The 20,089-nt window shown below is 44.3% G+C and carries 20 protein-coding genes; all 20 read left to right on the forward strand.

Annotated elements, in window-relative coordinates; all coding sequences use genetic code 11:
* The first annotated feature begins 3 nt into the window (after nt 1-3).
* Nucleotides 4-891 (forward strand): NAD(P)-dependent oxidoreductase, encoded by an 888-nt coding sequence (locus tag FU659_RS12245; protein WP_261807787.1) that lies wholly within the window; start codon nt 4-6, stop codon nt 889-891.
* A gap of 412 nt (nt 892-1,303) precedes the next feature.
* Nucleotides 1,304-2,965 carry an ATP-binding protein gene (locus tag FU659_RS12250; RefSeq protein WP_147947846.1) on the forward strand — a complete coding sequence of 554 codons (1,662 nt, stop codon included), beginning with the start codon at nt 1,304-1,306 and terminating at the stop codon, nt 2,963-2,965.
* Nucleotides 2,943-3,623, forward strand: coding sequence for a response regulator transcription factor (locus FU659_RS12255; protein WP_315971310.1), 681 nt, complete (start codon nt 2,943-2,945; stop codon nt 3,621-3,623). Before FU659_RS12250 ends, FU659_RS12255 begins: the two co-directional genes overlap by 23 nt.
* 353 nt (nt 3,624-3,976) lie before the next feature.
* Entirely contained in the window at nt 3,977-4,720 is a 744-nt protein-coding gene (locus tag FU659_RS12260) for a YveK family protein (RefSeq protein ID WP_147947847.1), read from the forward strand.
* Entirely contained in the window at nt 4,704-5,342 is a 639-nt protein-coding gene (locus tag FU659_RS12265; RefSeq protein ID WP_147947848.1) for a CpsD/CapB family tyrosine-protein kinase, read from the forward strand. Before FU659_RS12260 ends, FU659_RS12265 begins: the two co-directional genes overlap by 17 nt.
* 42 nt (nt 5,343-5,384) lie before the next feature.
* Nucleotides 5,385-6,323: a UTP--glucose-1-phosphate uridylyltransferase GalU gene (galU, locus tag FU659_RS12270; protein WP_147947849.1), complete on the forward strand. Its 939-nt coding sequence runs from the start codon at nt 5,385-5,387 to the stop codon at nt 6,321-6,323.
* On the forward strand, nt 6,292-7,005 hold the full coding sequence (locus FU659_RS12275; protein ID WP_147947850.1) for a sugar transferase: 714 nt from the start codon (nt 6,292-6,294) through the stop codon (nt 7,003-7,005). The genes galU and FU659_RS12275 overlap by 32 nt, the downstream gene beginning before the upstream one ends.
* A 21-nt stretch (nt 7,006-7,026) precedes the next feature.
* Nucleotides 7,027-7,959: a glycosyltransferase gene (locus FU659_RS12280; protein WP_261807788.1), complete on the forward strand. Its 933-nt coding sequence runs from the start codon at nt 7,027-7,029 to the stop codon at nt 7,957-7,959.
* Nucleotides 7,960-7,967: 8 nt separating this feature from the next.
* The gene (locus FU659_RS37105; protein WP_261807789.1) at nt 7,968-8,360 is read left to right on the forward strand and encodes a hypothetical protein; all 393 of its coding nucleotides are present in this window, start codon (nt 7,968-7,970) and stop codon (nt 8,358-8,360) included.
* A gap of 56 nt (nt 8,361-8,416) precedes the next feature.
* Nucleotides 8,417-9,307: an O-antigen ligase family protein gene (locus FU659_RS12285; protein ID WP_261807790.1), complete on the forward strand. Its 891-nt coding sequence runs from the start codon at nt 8,417-8,419 to the stop codon at nt 9,305-9,307.
* Complete coding sequence (locus FU659_RS12290) at nt 9,307-10,086, forward strand: WecB/TagA/CpsF family glycosyltransferase (protein WP_147947852.1); 780 nt, start codon at nt 9,307-9,309, stop codon at nt 10,084-10,086. Before FU659_RS12285 ends, FU659_RS12290 begins: the two co-directional genes overlap by 1 nt.
* A 46-nt stretch (nt 10,087-10,132) precedes the next feature.
* The gene (locus tag FU659_RS12295; protein ID WP_261807791.1) at nt 10,133-11,623 is read left to right on the forward strand and encodes an O-antigen ligase family protein; all 1,491 of its coding nucleotides are present in this window, start codon (nt 10,133-10,135) and stop codon (nt 11,621-11,623) included.
* On the forward strand, nt 11,586-12,953 hold the full coding sequence (locus tag FU659_RS12300; protein ID WP_147947853.1) for a lipopolysaccharide biosynthesis protein: 1,368 nt from the start codon (nt 11,586-11,588) through the stop codon (nt 12,951-12,953). Before FU659_RS12295 ends, FU659_RS12300 begins: the two co-directional genes overlap by 38 nt.
* Nucleotides 12,954-12,986: 33 nt before the next feature.
* A complete protein-coding gene (locus FU659_RS12305) occupies nt 12,987-13,823 on the forward strand; it encodes a glycosyltransferase family 2 protein (protein WP_147947854.1) in 837 nt (278 codons plus the stop codon).
* The gene (locus FU659_RS37110) at nt 13,807-14,205 is read left to right on the forward strand and encodes a glycosyltransferase family 4 protein (protein ID WP_261807792.1); all 399 of its coding nucleotides are present in this window, start codon (nt 13,807-13,809) and stop codon (nt 14,203-14,205) included. Before FU659_RS12305 ends, FU659_RS37110 begins: the two co-directional genes overlap by 17 nt.
* 32 nt (nt 14,206-14,237) lie before the next feature.
* Nucleotides 14,238-15,077: a glycosyltransferase family 4 protein gene (locus FU659_RS12310; protein WP_261807793.1), complete on the forward strand. Its 840-nt coding sequence runs from the start codon at nt 14,238-14,240 to the stop codon at nt 15,075-15,077.
* Nucleotides 15,043-16,185: a glycosyltransferase family 4 protein gene (locus FU659_RS12315; protein ID WP_147947855.1), complete on the forward strand. Its 1,143-nt coding sequence runs from the start codon at nt 15,043-15,045 to the stop codon at nt 16,183-16,185. Before FU659_RS12310 ends, FU659_RS12315 begins: the two co-directional genes overlap by 35 nt.
* A gap of 32 nt (nt 16,186-16,217) precedes the next feature.
* Entirely contained in the window at nt 16,218-17,318 is a 1,101-nt protein-coding gene (locus FU659_RS12320; RefSeq protein WP_147947856.1) for a glycosyltransferase, read from the forward strand.
* 4 nt (nt 17,319-17,322) lie between these two features.
* On the forward strand, nt 17,323-18,651 hold the full coding sequence (locus tag FU659_RS12325; protein WP_147947857.1) for a UDP-glucose dehydrogenase family protein: 1,329 nt from the start codon (nt 17,323-17,325) through the stop codon (nt 18,649-18,651).
* Nucleotides 18,652-18,695: 44 nt separating this feature from the next.
* Nucleotides 18,696-20,057 (forward strand): sugar phosphate nucleotidyltransferase, encoded by a 1,362-nt coding sequence (locus FU659_RS12330; RefSeq protein WP_147947917.1) that lies wholly within the window; start codon nt 18,696-18,698, stop codon nt 20,055-20,057.
* Nucleotides 20,058-20,089: the final 32 nt, after the last annotated feature.

Below are 20,089 nucleotides of genomic sequence, written 5' to 3' on the forward strand. Positions count from 1 at the left end.
AGTTTGTCAGTATCGTTAAATCCGGAGCAGACGAAAATAGGTTTCATCGGAACAGGGGTTATGGGCAAAAGTATGGCAGGCCATCTTCTCAAAGCAGGTTATGAGGTACATGTATATACGCGAACGAAGTTGAAGGCGCAGGAGCTTCTGGAGCAAGGTGCGCACTGGCAGGATTCGCCAAGCTCATTAGCTAAGCTGTGCGACGTGCTGTTTACAATGGTTGGCTTTCCAAGTGACGTAGAAGCCATTTATCTGGGAGATGAAGGCATTCTCCGCCATGCAAAACCAGGCAGCTATGTGATAGATATGACGACTTCAAGTCCTGCGCTTGCCAAAAGGATATATGAAGAAGCGTTGGCTCGTCAGCTATACTCCCTAGACGCACCGGTCTCTGGCGGCGATGTGGGGGCGAAAGAAGCTAAGCTGTCTATTATGGTTGGCGGCAGCCGCGATGTGTATCATACCCTTTTACCGCTATTCGAGCTAATAGGATCCAATATTGTGTACCAAGGTGAAGCGGGTGCTGGTCAGCATACGAAGATGTGTAATCAAATCGCTATTGCCAGTAATATGATGGGGGTTGTTGAGGCCCTTGTGTACGCCCAAAAATCCGGACTAGATCCTATAACGGTGCTCAAAAGCATCGAAACGGGCGCAGCCGGAAGCTGGTCACTGAGCAATTTAGCGCCGCGTATCATCGCTGGCAATTTTGCTCCAGGCTTTTATGTGAAGCATTTTATTAAAGACATGGGCATCGCCCTGCAGTCGGCGGAAGAGATGAGTCTTGAGCTCCCAGGCCTTTCTTTGGCCAAAACGCTTTATGATCGTTTAGCTGCATCTGGTGAAGAAAATAGCGGAACGCAGGCTTTATTCAAGCTCATTGATCAATAAGCGTTGAATCTCAAGAGTGAATGTTTGGTTTAAATTGTATAATAATTCCAGAAAAACCATCGGAATCTATAATTTCGATGGTTTTTTCCTGTTTTTCTATTTTTTTGAAAAAAATGCATGGTACAAAAGAATGAATTTTGAAATGGTTAATCGTGTCCTATTCACTCAATTCCGATGACCAAGCTTAGGTCTATGTGTTCAAAATGCATAGACCAAATTTCCTGAAATTCGGTGATTTATCCATTTAGAGACTAAAAAATAGATTTTTCACGAAGGGTATAGGCATGTATCGCAGTTTCAATTGTAAATATTTAACTGTTTTATTTACTATGAAGTTGGGTACAGTTGAGAAGAAAATGAATGGAAGGCACATTTTGGATGTGACCAAATCGGTTAAGGGATGGGTATATGAATGAGAAGAGCGTTCTCGGGTGAGGATAAGGTCTTTTACGTGTACCGGTATATTTCACTGGCCGTAACGTCTTTAGTCTATTTAATGGAGGACAGGGCTCCTCCCTTTATGTTGAAACTATGTATTGTGCTTGCCCTCTTTATTTTTGCCAAATGGGTTACGGACATGTATGCCCAAAACGGTAAAAGTTCTCGCACCACGAAAATCACAGTAAGCCTGGAAATGGCAGGCATGATGGTTCTGCATCTCTTAAGCGGCGGTATGGAAAGTCCATTCCTCTGGTGTGTTTTTAATCCGGCTTGGATGGCTGCAAGTTATCTCTCCTCTGTCTATTGCTGGATGCTCATGCTCAGTTATTTCTTGTTCGTTACCGCTTTCTCCTACTTTTTCGTCAATCCGGGTCATGATTCCTTAGGCAGCATTTTGTTGAACGATAATCATTTTAATCTGGTTCTATTGTTCATGACGCTGTCCATCCAACTGCTGGTAGGTGTGAAAAGCAGGCTGGAGGTGGCGAATGCCCGTACGACGGAAACGATGGAGCATATGAAATCACTCTATCAAATTGTTGAAGCGGCGACACATAGTGAATCGGAGAATTTGAAAATTATTTTCGCTGAATTTGCGCTAAAGCTGACGAAGCTGAAAATGTCTTTCTTTTGGGATGTGAATGGGAGTGAGCGAGAGGATCGCCTCCTGACGCAAGGCGTAACGCCGTTCGATTTGGAAGTGCCGTTATGTGAGGCCATAGAAAAACATATCGCAGAGCTGAGACAGCTGGATAGCTGTATGGTGATGAATATTCCTGAGCATGGTGAATTTCTTGTCATACCGATCAAATCGTCAACGCGGTTCTGGGGTGTAATGGGTGTCAAGATTGAGCGAATAAGTTATGAAGAGGGGAGACATTGGTTCGTTAAGCAGTTGTATTTCCTGTCAGAACTATGTGCTGTTATCTTGGAGCGGCATCAACTTGAGCGAATTGAGAACCAGTTATTAATTATTGAAGAACAGAACAGGATTGCCGACGAAATGCACGACAGTGTCTCGCAGTACATTTTTGGAATCGTGTATGCGGTGCATTCCTTGAACCGCAAGTGGAGGGATATTTCCCCCGAACAGATCATGGAGCAATTAGAATTAATTCAAGAATCTTCTGTTGCAGCGTCCCAAGAGCTTCGTTCAACCATCTATAGCCTAAGTTCAAGAAAAAATGGCGGCGATTTTTGGATTACTACGGTCAAATCGCATCTGGATAGCTTATCGAAGTTACATGCCGTGAAAGTATGCTTAAATGTGACAGGCGATGATCATGGCTTGCCGGTGAATTATCAGAAGGCGCTGTTTCGGATTATTTCTGAAGCAACGGGCAATGCCATTCGTCACGGAAGCAGCAGTCATATTGGCGTTGAGTTAAGTATGAAGTTGGATGCAGTTAAACTGTCTGTATTGGATAATGGGCGTGGATTTTGTGTCAAGGATCGTTTATCCGATCCGTCAGGCACCGGACTAGGGGTTACGAACATGAGAATGCTTGTGCATGCTTTAGGGGGAACCATTCAAATCCACAGCAACGAAGGAGCAGGCACACAGATTCAGGTAAGTTTACCGATTCAACATCAGGATAGAAAATTACGGAATGAGCTTCACACAACGAGTTAACAAGGCAAGATCCATTTTAACGAAAGCAGGTGCTACTGTGAAAGTTATTATCGTAGATGATCATCCCTTGGTGCGTAAAGGACTGTCGGCTGTATTAAAGCTTGAAGACAATATCGAAGTATCTGGTGAATCAGAAACGGTGGAGCAAGCGGTAGAGATGATTCATAAAACCAAACCTGATTTGGCCATTGTGGACCTTAAACTGGGTAATCGCTCGGGATTTGAAGTTGTTGAAATGATTAAGGATTCAGCATGCCGCAGCATCATACTGACTTCTTCAACGATGGAACAAGATGTTAGAAGGGCAGAGGCAGCCGGTGTGGACGGTTATGTACTCAAAGAGGCGCTGCCTGAAGAGCTGCTGCTTGCCATTAAATTAATATTCAAAGGAAAGAAGTATTACGATCCAGGGTTAATGGAGATGTTGTTTAAGAAAGAGGATGAGGACAGCTTCAGCAAGCTTACACCCAAGGAACGCGAGGTATTAATTGGGTTGGGAGAAGGTCTCTCCAACCAAGGGATGGCTAGGAAGTTAATGGTGACGGAATTTACAGTTAAAAAGCATGTGAGTCAAATACTAAACAAATTAAGTGTAAATGACCGTACACAAGCGGCTTTATTAGCACAGTCCAAGGGACTGGTCAGTAGTTTTCAGTAAGCATGTTTCGTGTTTATGGTACGAAAGTATACCGTGTCTTCGTTACATATAGCCAGAAGGTTATATACAAAATAGACCCTAAAAATCATAACATTGGGTAATATCATAATTCTGGTAATTCATATAAAATTTTATGTATAAACAAATGTTTGACATAAATCAGCATGCTATCCATTTTGACGCGAAGTGCTTCAAGGGATTGCGGACTAGCTGCATATTGTCAAAAGAATAGACGTGTGCAACAGGAAAAAGGAGTGATGCAGCGTCCATATAATTCGTAGTGTACAGAAAAATAAAACACTTTCATAAAAGTGTACCAGCTTAGAAGCAACTAATTATTTCGGGAGGGTACCGTGGAGAAATCAATACTGGATTATTTTGTACTTATTCGCAAAAAGCTGTGGATGATTGCTCTGTTCGTTCTTCTCTCTTGTCTGACTACGTTTTATGTAAGCAAGACATTCGTTGTTCCCGTATATAAAGCCAATACGCAAATATTAGTTAACAGTATGGTCAAGAGTGAAGAAGCGATCGATCTGAATGAAGTATCGAAAAATATTAACCTTATCGAAAGCTACAAGGAGATTATCAAGTCGGATCATATGATTAATCTGCTGTTGCAGAGTCATCCGGAATTCAAATTAATCCCTAAAGAGCTGTTGAAAAATTTGAAGGTAAGCTCGACGGACAAAACGCAACTGATTAAGATCGAGTTCGAAGATAAGAGTTATGAGAAAGCAATCATGGTCACCAAGGCATTAGCGGATACGTTTATCGGTGAGGTGCCTGGTTTGATGAATTTGAACAACGTCAAAATTTTGTCGGTATCAGATGCGACTGTCAAACCTCTACCTGTGAATTCAAGCATCATTATCAATTTGGCAGTCAGTTTCGTGCTATCAGCCATGGCGGCAATCGGCGTTTTCTTTTTCTTAGAAAATATCAATGATACGATCCGATCGGAAAAAGAAGCCGCACATGTGGTGGGATTGCCTGTCCTCGTTTCGATTGGAGCGATCCAAAAGAACAGCAATGAGAAACTTGCGAAGGCTAAGCGCAGAGAGGTAGGTGAACAACCCTATGTCACGGTTAAGTAAGATACTCGTTACCGAATTAGAGCCAGTCTCCTCAGTAGCGGAGTCGTATCGGTCTTTGCGAACGGCAATCCGGTACAAAAAAATTGTAACGACTGAGGACAAAGGGATTGTACTTATGGTTGCCTCTGCTAAGGGACAAGAAGGCAAAACAACGACAGCAGCCAATCTGGGGATAACGTATGCTCAAGAGAACAAGTCCGTTGTCCTTATAGATGCAAATTTGCGTCATCCTGATCTGCAAGAAATATTTGCAGCAAAGAACGGCAAAGGACTTGTCCACTATTTGAACCGAGGCGCTGCGCTCACAGACATTGTTTCACCTACGGAGGTTAAAGGTCTTGATCTCATTAGAGCCGGAGGTCAACCGCCAAATCCTTCGGAGTTGCTAGGCTCATCTGAGATGGAGGAATTATTGAATCAACTTAAGCAGCAGTATGATGTGATACTCATGGATTCCCCGCCAGCCTTGGATTACACGGATGCAAGCTTGCTTACCGAGTATAGCGATGGTGTGCTGCTTATTGTTAAGAACGGCCGCACGAAGCGAGAATGGGCGAAGCAAGCGAGAACCCAACTTGAACAGTCGGGGGCCAGAATGCTTGGCATTGTGTTCACATCTTAGATAAAAGCACGAATTTCCATAATCGATAGGAGGATCATAGAGATGAAAACGGTGAAAAAAGCAATTATTCCGGCTGCGGGACTAGGAACGAGGTTCCTGCCTGCCACGAAAGCCATGCCCAAAGAGATGCTGCCCATCATCAACAAACCAACTATCCAATACATCGTGGAAGAAGCTATTGAATCCGGTATCGAAGATATTATTATCGTAACGGGCAAAGGGAAAAGAGCGATTGAAGATCATTTCGATAACGCTTTTGAGTTGGAAAATAAACTGCTGGAAACCGGTAAGCTGGAGCTTCTGAAGGAAGTACAGCGTTCGGCGAAAGTAGAAATTCATTATATCCGTCAGAAAGAACCCAAAGGTCTGGGACATGCCGTATGGTGTGCCAGAAGGTTCATCGGCAACGAGCCGTTTGCCGTCCTGCTGGGGGATGATATTGTGACAGCTAAGGTGCCATGCCTTAAACAGCTCATTCAACAATATGAATTATCAGAAAATTCAGTAATTGGTGTTCAGACGGTTCCTCCTGAATTGACCAATCGTTACGGTGTTATTGATCCCGGCGAGCAAAATAACCGCCTATATCAAGTGAATAACTTTGTTGAGAAACCCAGGTTAGGGACAGCTCCCTCGAATCTTGCGATTATGGGTAGATACGTATTTACACCCAAAATCTTTGATTTTCTTGAGCTTCACGAGAAAGGCTCCGGCGGAGAAATTCAACTGACGGATGCCATCCAAAAGCTGAATCAGATTGAAAACGTACTTGCCTATCATTTTGACGGTATCCGTTATGATGTAGGTGAACGTCTAGGCTACATTTTAACTACCATGGCTTTTGCTCTTGAAAGCAAAGATCTTCGCTTCGATTTGCTGGACGCTATGGCTACCATCCTGATCAAAGAACAATATGAGCCTATATTGGAGCATTTAGGAGGTGGCGAGAATGGGTTTGCGCGAACTGCAGGAGGAATTTGAGTATGTAAGACCGCAAAAAGGTTTTTATGCCACATCATCTGCTTCAAAGCAAGCGGCACGAAGCGGCAAAAGCCTAACTTCCTATTTGTTCATCAAGCGCATGCTCGATATTGTGTTATCGCTTATTGGAATTTTGTTCTTAATGCCTTTATTTATGATCGTTGCGCTCTGGATCAAAATAGAGGACTCCAAAGGCTCCGTGTTTTTCAAGCAAGATCGTGTCGGCAAAGACGAAACGCTGTTCGCGATGTACAAGTTTCGCTCGATGGTATCGAACGCGGAAGAGTTGAAGCAGCAATTAATGCATCAGAATGAGGTCGAGGGCGCGATGTTCAAGATGAAAAACGATCCTCGTGTCACGCGTGTAGGCCGATTTCTTCGCAAAACCAGCATAGATGAGCTGCCACAGTTGTGGAATGTGCTTATTGGAAACATGAGTTTAGTCGGACCAAGACCTGCATTACCAAGTGAAGTCAAAGAATATACAGCTTATGATAAAAAACGCTTAGCGGTTACGCCTGGCTGTACAGGCTTATGGCAAGTCAGCGGAAGAAGTAATGTTAGCTTTCAAGAAATGGTGGAGCTCGATTTAACGTATATCAAAAATCGTCGTCTCTTCTTGGATTTCCAAATTATCGCCAAAACATTTGCTGTACTTCTTGGTTCTAAAGACGCCTTCTAAAGCGAGAGGAGTGCTTACCTGGTGTTGATTCCGTCAAAACCAAGAATATCGATCGTCATTTGCACCTATAATCGTGCAGAGCTGCTGCGGACAACCCTTGACTCCATACCCGCACTTAAGGCTATAGAATACGCGGAGGTTTTAATTGTCGATAACAATTCCACGGATCTAACACGAAGGGTTTCGCAATCGTTTATCGGAAGCCAACCTAGTCCCATTTCGGCCCGCTATCTTTTTGAACAAACACAAGGATTGTCAGCTGCCCGAAATCGGGGAATTACGGAAGCTCAAGGTGATATAATCGCTTTTCTCGATGACGATGCGATTCCATGCAGCGAATGGATAACGACCATTTTGACAACGCTCGATAGCCGACAAGATGTAGATGCCATCGGTGGAAAGATTCATCCGAGGTTCCAAAGTTCACGCCCGGATTGGTTAATCACAGCGTTCGAGCTGCCATATACCATCGTTGATATGGGAGACCTCGTCAAGGAATATCCAGGGAACAGACATCCTTTTGGCGCTAACATGGCGATTCGCAAATCCTTTCTTGAAAACCATTTGTTTCCTACCAATCTGGGGCGTATCGGAGATCTCCTGTTATCGGGGGAGGAATCTTGGTTATTTCAACAGATGAAAAAACAGCAAAAAACGATTCTCTACCATCCTGCCATGGCTGTTGTTCATTTCATTCCGGATAGCCGATTGACACAGGATTGGATTAAGAAACGTTATTATTTTCAAGGTGTGACGAACGGCTATATGTCAAAGGGCTTGAAAAGCAGATTTGTTCTCCTTGGCCTAGTTGCAGCGAAGCTGCTCTATATCGGAGTGGCTTCCCTATTTGCTCGAACAAAGGGAAGAAAGCTGTTGGTCACGTGCCGAAAGGAAAGTATAAGAGGAACGGTTCACACGCTGCATAGACGTAGAAATAGGCGATTAACCAGATGAGGGCTTATATGGCGGATCATACAGGTCAACAGGGTAAAAGACAGACATATTACGGTATCATTTTTGCGGGAATGGCAATGATGATGGGCGTTGCAGCCGTTTATCAACCTCTGGTGAGTGTTATGGGGGTAGCTGTTTTTCTCTTATTGCTTCTATCCATTCATCATCCGGAAAGGGTAAGCTATGTGGTCCTGGGATCAACGGCCATCTCCATTAACTACATTATTAATCAAAGTGTAGGCGGAATGGAGATCCTTTCTCTTTATAAGCTGGGTATCCTGATTCTGCTTATACCCTGTATGCTGCAAAACGGATTGCGTGTCAAGCTGATTTACCCGATAGCAGCGTTTGCGGTCATGTTGTTCCTTACCTTTTCTTGGCGGAATGGCACCCTAGGCTGACGACATCGATCACTTTAAAAGCATTCATTGGACTGACGCTGCCGTTCTTCTTTTTGATGATTAAATGGAAAAGGGAAACGGCTCAGCGGCATATTCGCATCATTTGTTTACTACCGTTAATCAGCGTCGGGACAGGCATCATTTTGCAATTGGTTCATGTGTACGCATTCCTTAATGTTGAATTTACAGGAGCCGTTCGAGTACAAGGTGCGAATATAGCACCGCATTTGGCCATGTTGGCATTCCTTGGCATCACGATCGCTTTAATCGAAACCAAACGCAATCCTGCTTCTGTCAAATTTTATTATGCCACACTAGCAGCAAATTTTGCCGTCCTGATAGCCACAGGCACGAGAGGGCCGATTTTGGCTATGCTCGCGATGGCTGCTTATTATTTCTACGATATGGTCAAACAGTATATGCAGGGGAAATTAATGCTCATAATTCCCTTGGTCTGTTCCTTGACCTTAATCGGCGCAGCGGTATATGTGCAGTGGGACAATATGACGAAACGTTCCTTTGAACGAGAAACGGGTACGGGAATTGATTTGTCTGGAAGAACGGAGGCCTGGAGCTATTTTCTGAACGATGTGAAGGATTCTCCTTTAGCCGGCAGAGGACTGGGAGCCGTTACGGTAGCCAATGACGGCAGCTTATATGCTGGGTTTGTAGTTCCTCATAATGAATATATTCGCTTCTATTACGATGCTGGATATATCGGCTGCATGCTGTTGTTTCTATCCTTACTTATTGTGTTTGTCTCCATCTATAAGGTTGTTCCAAGGCGAATTAAAGTGTATTATGCGGCGTTTATCTTGGCTTTTTTTATGTATTCCTTTTCGGATAACACTTTATCTACGGTACAATTCATCATTCCTTTCTGCTGGTATTTGAACTGTTTGTATGTCCTATCAACGACAAATTCGAAAAAAGAAGAAGTGATCTGATGAATAGAGTAAATATGTTCGATGTTAATTTCGATAATTATGATTTTCAGGATCTTTTGGCATTCATGGAGGATGTCATTAGCCAGAAAAGTCATTCTTACATCTTGACTTGCAATGTCGACCATTTGATTAAGCTCAGAAAGGATGTTGAGTTTCAGCAGGTATATGCCGATGCAGGGGCGATTGTCGCAGATGGTATGCCGATCATATGGGCTTCCAAGATGCTGAGAAAACCTCTGAAGCAAAAAGTATCCGGTTCCGACCTGTTTGCAAAGTTAGGCGAGGCTTTCGCCAATCGGCAGTATAAGCTGTTTTTTCTAGGCTCTGCCTCGGGCATACCTGAGCAAGCCATAAAAAACTTAAAGGTACGTTTTCCAAATCTTAATATCGTGGGTTGCTATTCGCCTTCTTATGGATTTGAAAACAAGGAAGAAGAGAATGCCCAGATAATACAAATGCTGATTGATACTCAGCCAGATATTGTCTTTGTGGGTGTAGGTGCGCCCAAGCAAGAGAAGTGGATTTATAACCATTACATGCATTATAAAGTGCCTATCTCCATTGGGGTTGGTGCTACATTTGATTTTCTTTCAGGCTCTGTGAAGAGAGCGCCTCATCTGATGCAAAAAACAGGCTTTGAATGGTTTTGGCGTTTAGCACAAGAACCTAGAAGACTGTGGAAGCGATATTTGGTTCATGATTCCATGTTTTTTGTCATGCTGGGATTGGAGGTCGTGAAACAATTCAAAAATGAAGCGGGAAGGAGCGGGAATCAATAATGGTTTTTCTAAGCAGAATGACTAAGCGGAAAACGGGCAGCCCGGAATGGCTATGAAATCCCTAATAGGACGTTATACGAACGTATTCACTTATGCAGGCAAAACAACAACCTTGCTGCTAGGCTCAACATTGTTCATTTCGATCGTCATCGGTTATTGCAGTGCGACCATGAGTCCTGACGTAAGTGCCCAAATTGCAATTCTCTCTGTTCTGCTCTTTCCAGCCTTTATTTTGGCTATGTTGGATTCACGTCGCCTGATCCCTTATATTCTTCTGGTTTGGGTGATATGTCCTGAGGTCAGAAGATTCGAGGATTGGATGGAAGGCACCTACCACTCGGTTTCCTTGCTAAGTATTGCACCTCTTCTTACAAGTGCTGTTATCATTATTCCGGTTTTATCCAAATTGCATCAATTAGAGTCGCCGATTTATAGATTGCTGCTTTACCTTTCTATGGCATTAATGTACGGAAGCTTGATCGGTCTTGCTAAGAATGGTACAGGAACATTTTATGATTTGGCTAACTACCTGATTCCGATGCTGATTATCCCTTATGCTGCGCTATCGAAGTTCGATCATAAAGCTTTAGATCGATTAATTGTTGCTTTTTCGAATACGGCTATCTTAGTCGCGCTTTACGGTATTATGCAGTATATCGTTGTTCCGCCTTGGGATGCCTTTTGGATGAACCATGTGGAAATGAGCTCCATTGGCAAGCCCTATCCACTGGAGATAAGAGTGTTCTCGACACTGAACTCACCCGGACCTGCCGGGATGTATATGGGAACCGCGCTGGCACCGATGATTTTGGAGAAAAAGTGGCGCGGGCCATTAGGGTGGATAGGTATTCTAATCGTTACGGTAGGACTGCTTATCACACTCGTTCGTTCAGCTTGGGTCATGTTGTTTATCGATATCGTCATCTATACCGCTGTTTCAGCGGGAAAACAAAAGTGGAAATTGCTAGCCCAGTTATCCGCTGTCATCGCAGCCATGTATGTGATTATTCCTAAGCTTCCGGGAGCACAAGGGCTCCTAGCTCGTTTGGATACGATGACCGCTATTCAAGATGATCATTCGTATAACGAAAGATTGGACTTTTTTCATACGGTTTTTCCTATGTTATTTAGTAAACCGCAAGGATTAGGATTAGGCAGCATTGGTGTGGGCACGAAGCTAAGTAATGATGGGGCGCTTGGCGAATACGGCATTTTTGACAATGGATTCGTTGCGATCTTTCTTACGTTCGGTATTATCGGCGGCATCCTGTTTTTCTGGGCACTTTGGCTGGTCATTAAATATCTCATTTCCCGAAGGAAAGAAACTGGTGGACTGACTTCTTATACCAGACTGGCGCTATCAGCCTTGGAAGGCAGCATCGTTTGTCTCGTTTTTGAAAATGGCTACACAGGTTTAAAAGGCTTTCTCCTATGGATGGTTGTAGGAATTGGGATTATGGCTCACAAAACGATCGCTCAAGGGAGGAGGCAAAGGATAGATGGAACAGCCGGTAGACTTGAAGACTATCCGAATTAAACCGTTATTGAGCTTCATTAAATCTTTTTTCTCCAGCAAGAGCCATATGGCGGATTCAGTTAAAACGATGTTTTTCAGTGTATTGATCTTAATGATTAACATGCTTACTGGTATTTTGACTGCGCGTTTTCTGGGCCCTTTGGGCAGGGGGGAACAAACGGCGATGGTATTATGGTCGCAGTTTCTTGCTTTTAGCTTCACATTCGGAATTCCCTCCGCCATCATTTACAACGTAAAAAAGAATATGAAGGATTCCGCCAAGCTTTATACGACAGCCGTTGGGATGGGTTTGACAGCAGGCGTGCTAGCCATGGCCATTGGGATATTCATTTTACCCTATTGGCTGGCAACGTATTCCAGCAGTGTGGTGCTATTCTCGCAATGGTCCATGCTGCTTGTTCCCTTGATTGTGTTGTCTCAAATTAATAATGCGATGATGCAGGTCAGAGGCGAATATAAGCGGTTCAACCGTCTGCGCTTTCTGGTTCCACTAAGTACGCTCGTCTGTTTGGGAATTCTCATTGTCACGAAAACGATGAGCCCATACACTTCGGCAGTTGCCTATTTAGCTCCGGCGATTCCATTTTATATATGGACAACCGTACGATTGCTCAAGCAATACAAATTCGTATTTCAGGATGTCTTTTCATCCTTTAAGACCTTGATCAAATATGGGATTGGCTCCTACGGCAATGATTTGATGGGTAATATTTCGTACTATATTGACCAAATTGTCATTGTTGGATTGCTTAATCCTACAGAGTTAGGGCTTTATGCCGTAGCCGTAAGTCTTTCTCGAGTGGTCAATATTTTCTCCACCTCAATTATTGTGGTCTTATTTCCGAAAGCATCGGGACTGCCTAAGGATCAGGTGGTGGATATGACCTTTCGGGTGTACAGGATCAGCACTTGCATCGCTTTCTTTTGTTCCCTTGTCATCATGCTGGTAGCACCTTTCGTGATGCCACTTCTGTATGGTCCTGATTTTAAAGAAGCCATTAGCGTATTTCGCATGCTGCTCTTCGAAGTCTCTTTATCCGGAGGAACCATGGTTCTGGCACAAGCATTTATGGCGCTTGGTAAACCCAAGATTGTCACGATTTTGCAAGGAACAGGGCTATTGATTGTGATTCCACTCCTAATCGTATTCATTCCGAAGTTCGGATTAGTAGGGGCAGGAATAGCCATCTTGTTATCGGGTGTGCTGCGGTTCATTTTTATTCTGATCAATGTGAAGTTCACTCTGAAGACGAAGCTTCCTAAATTGTTCATTAATAAAGAGGACGTTCGTTGGTTAATGTCGGCTGTATCTGCCTATAGATCCAAATAATCGATGAAAAGTTAGGAGAGAGGGGCGAGTTCGATGAGTCACCGTAGTGAAACAGTAAGGGATAATCGGATTTCTGTTGTCATCATTGCACAGGACGATGAAACAAGAATCGGAAATGCGATCATCTCTTGCAAGTCTTTTGCAGACGAAATCATTGTCATAGATGGGGGAAGCAAAGACGCAACTGTAAGTGTATCTGAGCAATTGGGCTGTCGTGTATACAGCAATCCTTGGCCGGGTTATGCCAAACAGCGTATTTATGGAAGTGATCGCGCAGCCTATGATTGGATTTTCGTCATCGATACCGATGAAGTTGTGAATGCATCCTTGGCAGTAGCTATTCAGGAGCTGAAAGGGCACTTATCGGATAAGAGCAAAGCTTATGCAGTTCTACGTATCGGTGACTTTTTGGGAAGCTGGATGGGAAAAGGGGAACGGCTTGTTCGTCTCTATAATCGTACAGAGATTCAGTATAGAGATAGTCTTGTGCACGAAACACCGGATGTTGCGAATGACCAGGTGCTAGAGCTGCCAGGTGTGCTGTGGCATTACGGTTTTCGGAGTATTCACGATCATATTCAGCGATTTAACAAATACACCGACTTGGAAGCGCAAGGCGCAGCAGCTATGGGCAAACGATTCAACATGCTGCGTATGATTGTACGCCCTCCCTTGCGATTTGTGCAAAAGTATATGTTTCATGGCTTGTATAAAAAGGGGATTCCGGGTCTTGCCGTCTCTGTATTTTGGGCGATTTATGAGTTTCTTGTCTGTTTAAAACAGTATGAACTGCTGCTTGTAAAGAAAAAGCTTATTCACTCAAAAGAAGAGTCCATCAAGGAGGGAAATGCCTATGCGATTCAACAATAGTTTGCGCATCCTGTCTACGGGAATGGGATGGCCTTCGGCGCAGCCCGGCGGATTAAACACATATTTCAAACACATTTGCGAACAATTGTCAGAAATCCATGATGTGCAGGCTTTGGTCTGTAGCGCAGACGATCCAGTCATTCGGGATGGGATGAGCGTTACGAATGTAGCCAAGACTCAGTTGAAGCTGAGCAAAAGACGAGAGGCCTTCAGGCACCATGCAGCGTGGTTGATGGATAACAAGGAAATGGATATTGTTTACTCGCACTTTGCTCCTTACAGCTTAGGTGTAGCTATGGAAGCTAAAAAGCGTAATATCCCGGTTGTCATGACATTTCATGGTCCTTGGAGCGAAGAGATGAAAGTCGAAGCAAGGGATTAAAGGGGCGCATCAAAGCACTCATCGCAAAAAATATGGAAATGAAAGCTTATCGGCTGGCGGATGCTTTCATTGTATTAAGTGAAACCTTTCGTGATATTTTGCACCACGATTACGGAGTGCCGCTTTCAAAGATTCACATCGTATCAGGCGGGGCAGATATTTGGCGCTTCAAGCCTGCGACGAATCGCATAGGGATCAAGGATAAATTAGGTCTATCTGAAGGAACTAACGTGATATTGACGTTAAGAAGACTTGTGAATCGAATGGGCCTTCTTCAACTCCTTGATGCTTGGAAGGAAGCAGCGCCGCTTATTCCAGATACTGTGCTGCTCATTGGCGGCAAGGGGCCGCTCAAAGATGAGTTAGAACGCCGAATTGCTGAATATGGTCTGCAGTCTCGTGTTCAACTGCTTGGCTATATACCAGACAGTGAGCTTACAGACTATTATCAGGCAGCCGACCTATTCGTTGTTCCATCCCAAGCGTTAGAGGGATTTGGACTCATTACAGTGGAAGCCATGGCGGCAGGAATTCCGGTTATGGCGACACCGGTTGGCGGCAATCGAGAAATTTTGCAGAAATTCCGTCCCGAGATGCTGTTCGCCAGCAAAAACAGCCGTGATATGGCAGCAGGTCTTCTGCGGATGTTTAATCAGCGCGAGCATTGGCCGACGTCGGAACAATGCAGAGATCATGTGATGGCCCATTACACGTGGGAGCATGTTTCCGAGCAGGTGGAACTAATTTTTAAATCTGTCATTGATCATCATTCGATCGTTTATGGTCGCAATGGCCATACTCGGCTTCAAACCAATCGGAAAGGAGGAAACGAGAAGGATGTTGAGAGTAGCGTATTTGGATCATACCGCTAGATGGAGCGGGGGGGAAGTCGCGCTTTATAACTTGATTACACATTTGGGAAGCGAAGTGGACCCGCTGGTCATTGTAGCTGAGGAAGGTTCTTTGGTCGACCGCTTAAGGGCTAAAGGCATTGATGTCCGTGTTGTACCCTTAAGCGATAAAGTGCGCAACCGCAATCGCAATGCGGTGAATCTGCAGGCTGTAACCGCAGGCGCTGAGCTTTTCACCTATGGCAAAAGGCTCTCGAAATTGTTGAAGAAAGAAGGAGTAGCTTGCGTTCATACGAATTCGTTAAAATCGGCATTTTATGGCGCTGTTGCCGCCAAAATGGCTGGAATTCCACTTATCTGGCATATCAGGGACCATATTGGCGTGCCTTACTTGAAACCGATCGTTGCTCAAGCTATACGCTGGTTGTCGCGTTTACTGCCTAATGGCGTAATCGCAAATTCCAAATCTACCCTGAACGCCCTTCAACTGCCTAAATCGAAGAAAACATTAGTGCTCTACTCGGCTTTCGCTGAAGCCTTTAATCCGATTCTTCCTGTAAGAAGAACCAATAAACCATATATTGTGCTTTTAGTCGGGCGATTAGCGGAATGGAAAGGACAACATGTCTTGCTTGAAGCGGCAAAGTCATTTCCACGTGATCAACAGGTCGAGTTCTGGTTAGCCGGCGATGCCCTATTCGGTGAAGATGCTTATAAACAGAGGCTGCTGAAGCAAATGGAAGCTGATCAATTGCACCATGTTAAAGTATTGGGCCATGTCGATCATATACAGACGCTGATGCAGCAAGCTGATCTTCTGGTTCATACCTCCATAACGCCTGAGCCATTCGGTCAGGTAATCGTAGAGGGTATGGCGGCAGGTTTGCCTGTCATCGCTTCTAATGAAGGAGGTCCGACAGAAACCGTGGTACATGGTGAAACAGGGCTCCTCATTCCGCCGGGTGACCCAGGTCTCCTTGCTGAATCGATACGGTTTTTACTGGACCGGCCCGAAGAGAGACGCAGAATGAGTGAGAATGGCATCAAACGCGTTGAGCAGCATTTTGTTATTGAACGAACAGTTACCCAAATCACTCATTACTATGCAGGTCTCATTGCGAGCTCGTGATAAGATCTCAAGTAAACAAAAGGATGGATCAAATGAAAATAGCTATAGCGCATGATTATTTGGTTCAAATGGGCGGGGCGGAAAGAGTCGTCGAGGTGTTTCACCAAATGTTTCCGAACGCCCCCATCTACACGACGATGTTTAAAAGTAATGGGCTGCTTGACGAACTGCGAGATGCGGATATTCGTGCCTCTTGGATGCAAAAAATGCCCGGAGGGCAAAATCACTTTAAAGAGATGCTTCCTCTGTATCCTTTTGCTATTAAGGATTTTGATTTCAGCGAATTCGATATCGTTCTCAGCTCCAGCAGTGCTTTTATGAAAAGTATTCAAGTGCCGAAAGAAACGTTTCATCTCTGTTACTGCCATACGCCAATGCGCTTCGCTTGGGATTACGATACGTACATGGAGCGGCAATCCAAATCCAGCGTCATGAAGCGGCTTTTGAAAATATATATCGACAGACTGAAGCATTGGGATCAAAAAACATCCGTCAATGTGAATCAATTTATTGCCAATTCCTCTGTCGTCAAGAAAAGGATACGGAATTATTACCAACGTGACGCCGATATTATTTTTCCACCCATAAATACTTCTCGTTTTCATAGCACAACGTCGATCGAAAATTATTATTTAGTTGTATCCCGACTCGTCTCCTATAAACGGATCGATCTGGCCGTTGAAGCCTTTAATCGCAATGGTCTTCCGCTGTATATCGTCGGCGAGGGACCTGATATGGTGCGACTGAAGCAGATGGCTAAAGGGAATGTTCGATTTCTGGGGAGACTGGATGATAAAGCGGTAACGAAAATGATGGCGGAGTGCAGAGCGTTGATTTTCCCCGGCGAGGAAGACTTCGGCATTACGCCGTTGGAGGCGAATGCTGCTGGCAGACCTGTTGTCGCTTATCAGGCAGGAGGAGCATTGGATACCATTGTGCCCCTTGTGAATGGCGTGTTCTTCAAACGGCAGGAAGTTGACGATCTTCTGGGGGCGATTGATGAAGTGGAGAGCCATGCATGGGATGTTGGGAAAATTATGAATCACGCGAATAAATTCGATGAGAAAGCTTTTATGGATACCTTCAAAGTTTATATGGGTACAGCATATCAACAATTCAGAGAGGGGCAGTGATCTTATGAAAATTGCAGTAATCGGGACGGGCTATGTAGGGTTAGTTTCCGGTGTTTGTTTTGCTGAAGTTGGCAATCAGGTTATCTGTGTCGATCATGATAAACAAAAGATAGAAAAGCTGCAAAACCACATGTCACCGATCTATGAACCTGGTATTGAGGCGTTAATGGAACGAAACCTGAAAGAGGGACGGTTGGCATTTACCTCAGACCTGTCTCAGGCAATCAAGCAATCGGACCTTGTCATTATTGCCGTTGGTACCCCTTCCTTACCGAGTGGTGAAGCTGATCTGCAATACATCGAGCAGGCGGCTATCGAAATTGGGAAAGCTATGAATGGCCATAAAATTATAGCTACTAAAAGTACGGTGCCTGTAGGCACCAATGAGCATATTCACATGATTCTATCGATGAATACCATGGAGCCTTTCGATGTGGTCTCGATTCCTGAATTTCTGCGGGAAGGCTCGGCCATTGATGACACCCTTCATCCAGACCGAATTGTCATCGGATTGGATAATCCGCATTTAGCGGAGCGGCTTATCGCACTCCATCGGTCATTTACCGATCAAATTTTCATTACAAGCATTCGCAGCGCGGAGATGATCAAATACGCATCAAACGCATTTTTGGCTACAAAAATATCGTTCATTAATGAAATTTCCAATATATGCGAAAAGGTTGGCGCTGATGTGATGGAGGTAGCAAAAGGAATGGGCAAGGATCCAAGAATCGGCGCTTCCTTCCTAAATGCCGGAATCGGCTATGGCGGCTCCTGCTTTCCCAAGGATACAGATGCGCTCATTCAAATTGCCGGCAATGTCGATTATGAATTTCAATTGCTGAAATCCGTCGTCGAAGTCAATAAAGCGCAGCGTTATAAAATAATTACAAAGCTGGAGGCAACCTTGAAAAAGCTCAAGGGAAAGGTCATTGGCATTTGGGGGTTATCCTTCAAGCCGAATACGGATGATATTCGTTACGCGCCCTCCATTGAAATTGTTGAAACGCTGCTGCATGCGGGAGCAAGATTGAAATTGTATGATCCTATCGCGATGGATCGATTTAGGGAACGCATTGACCACCCTGCCATCCAGTGGTGTGAGAATGCTTTGGAAGCAGCATCAGGGGCTGACGCGATTTGTTTGTTGACCGATTGGAATGAATTCAAGGAAGTTCCGTTATCTCAGCTCATTTTCATTATGGAACAACCTAATTTGATAGATGGTCGCAATGTTTACACGCAAGAACAGATTGAAGGTACGGGTCTTAGTTACTATTCTGTGGGCAGACCCGATATGAAGCATTCCACCCGTAACAAGGCACTTGCTTAACTAAAAAGAAGTATTCACAATAAATGGAATGGAGCGTGTTCATGATGAAAATAGTTCTTCTTTCCGGCGGTTCGGGTAAACGGTTGTGGCCTTTGTCCAATGATTCAAGATCCAAGCAATTTCTCAAAGTTCTTGAAGATTCAGAGGGAAAAAGTGAATCCATGGTACAGCGCGTGTGGAGGCAGCTCCAACAAGCAGGGCTCGGTGATTCCGCGTATCTGGCGACGAATCGCTCTCAGGTTGAGATGATTATGAGTCAATTAGGCAGCGAATCCCCTTTGATTGTAGAACCAGAAAGAAGAGACACATTTCCAGCCATCGCGCTTGCTGCAACGTACATGTATGATGTCGAAAGCCTGCCCTTGGATACGGTCATCACGGTGATGCCTGTAGACCCTTTTGTAGACGCAGCTTTTTTCCGTAAAATAAAAGAATTAGAGAATGTATTGGCTGAAACGGATGCAAACCTAGCCTTAATGGGCGTAGTGCCTAGTGTTCCTTCTGAAAAATACGGCTATATCGTTCCTTCAGACAAACGCCTCGCAGGGACTGAAGCGCTAAGGGTGAATCACTTTGTTGAAAAGCCTGATCGTGCACAGGCTGCTGCTTTAATCGAGCAAAAAGCACTTTGGAATTGTGGTGTTTTTGCTTTCCGTTTGGGTTACCTCATAGAGGTGATGGTTCAAAAAGGGATTCCTATTCAGTATGAGGCGATGCTCAAACATTATAACAAGTTATCTAAGATCAGCTTTGACTATGAAGTTGTGGAAAAAGAAGCTAGCGTTGTTGTCGTCCCTTATGACGGGTATTGGAAAGATCTCGGGACTTGGAATACATTGACGGAAGAAATGAGCCGCTCTCAGATTGGTACGGGGATTGTTACTAGTGATTCAGTGAATACACATTTGATTAATGAACTTGATATCCCGGTTACCGTGATTGGAGTGTCAGATGCGGTTATTGCTGTCAGTCCGGACGGGATTTTGGTGACTGCCAAATCGGAGAGTCCAAGAATCAAGGAAGTCATGAATAAAATTGAAAAACGTCCGATGTATGAAGAGCGCAGGTGGGGACGCTATCGTGTCATCGACTATGTGAAATATACGGAGGAAAATGAAGTTTTGACCAAGCGCATTCTCGTGCGCAGCGGCAAAAACATAAGCTACCAGCTCCATTACAAGCGAAGTGAGGTATGGACGATAATTAGCGGCGTGGCAGATATCGTCATCAATGACAAGCTGTATCAAGTAAAGCCAGGGGATGTTGTTCGTATTCCGGAAGGGACAAGGCATAGCATTCGTGCGATTACGGATGTAGAGTTTATTGAAGTCCAAAGCGGAACGGAATTAATTGAAGAAGATACAGTCCGTATCTGTATGGAATGGAAGGATATTCCACTTCATTAGTTTATTTAAATGTCGCTATTAGAACATAAGCA

Source organism: Paenibacillus sp. N3.4 (genome assembly GCF_008017805.1).
In the GTDB taxonomy this organism is placed as follows: Bacteria; Bacillota; Bacilli; order Paenibacillales; family NBRC-103111; genus Paenibacillus_E.

What these genes read in the sequence shown, in the direction of transcription:
- FU659_RS37105 (WP_261807789.1), top strand. Translation starts at nt 7,968, where the DNA reads ATGGCGGATCATACAGGTCAACAGGGTAAAAGACAGACATATTACGGT.
- FU659_RS12265 (WP_147947848.1), top strand. Translation starts at nt 4,704, where the DNA reads ATGTCACGGTTAAGTAAGATACTCGTTACCGAATTAGAGCCAGTCTCC.
- FU659_RS12275 (WP_147947850.1), top strand. Translation starts at nt 6,292, where the DNA reads ATGGGTTTGCGCGAACTGCAGGAGGAATTTGAGTATGTAAGACCGCAA.
- FU659_RS12295 (WP_261807791.1), top strand. Translation starts at nt 10,133, where the DNA reads ATGGCTATGAAATCCCTAATAGGACGTTATACGAACGTATTCACTTAT.
- FU659_RS12315 (WP_147947855.1), top strand. Translation starts at nt 15,043, where the DNA reads ATGTTGAGAGTAGCGTATTTGGATCATACCGCTAGATGGAGCGGGGGG.
- FU659_RS12320 (WP_147947856.1), top strand. Translation starts at nt 16,218, where the DNA reads ATGAAAATAGCTATAGCGCATGATTATTTGGTTCAAATGGGCGGGGCG.
- FU659_RS12250 (WP_147947846.1), top strand. Translation starts at nt 1,304, where the DNA reads ATGAGAAGAGCGTTCTCGGGTGAGGATAAGGTCTTTTACGTGTACCGG.
- FU659_RS12255 (WP_315971310.1), top strand. Translation starts at nt 2,943, where the DNA reads ATGAGCTTCACACAACGAGTTAACAAGGCAAGATCCATTTTAACGAAA.
- FU659_RS12285 (WP_261807790.1), top strand. Translation starts at nt 8,417, where the DNA reads ATGATTAAATGGAAAAGGGAAACGGCTCAGCGGCATATTCGCATCATT.
- FU659_RS12290 (WP_147947852.1), top strand. Translation starts at nt 9,307, where the DNA reads ATGAATAGAGTAAATATGTTCGATGTTAATTTCGATAATTATGATTTT.
- FU659_RS12330 (WP_147947917.1), top strand. Translation starts at nt 18,696, where the DNA reads ATGAAAATAGTTCTTCTTTCCGGCGGTTCGGGTAAACGGTTGTGGCCT.
- FU659_RS37110 (WP_261807792.1), top strand. Translation starts at nt 13,807, where the DNA reads ATGCGATTCAACAATAGTTTGCGCATCCTGTCTACGGGAATGGGATGG.
- FU659_RS12310 (WP_261807793.1), top strand. Translation starts at nt 14,238, where the DNA reads ATGGAAATGAAAGCTTATCGGCTGGCGGATGCTTTCATTGTATTAAGT.
- FU659_RS12300 (WP_147947853.1), top strand. Translation starts at nt 11,586, where the DNA reads ATGGAACAGCCGGTAGACTTGAAGACTATCCGAATTAAACCGTTATTG.
- galU (WP_147947849.1), top strand. Translation starts at nt 5,385, where the DNA reads ATGAAAACGGTGAAAAAAGCAATTATTCCGGCTGCGGGACTAGGAACG.
- FU659_RS12325 (WP_147947857.1), top strand. Translation starts at nt 17,323, where the DNA reads ATGAAAATTGCAGTAATCGGGACGGGCTATGTAGGGTTAGTTTCCGGT.
- FU659_RS12305 (WP_147947854.1), top strand. Translation starts at nt 12,987, where the DNA reads ATGAGTCACCGTAGTGAAACAGTAAGGGATAATCGGATTTCTGTTGTC.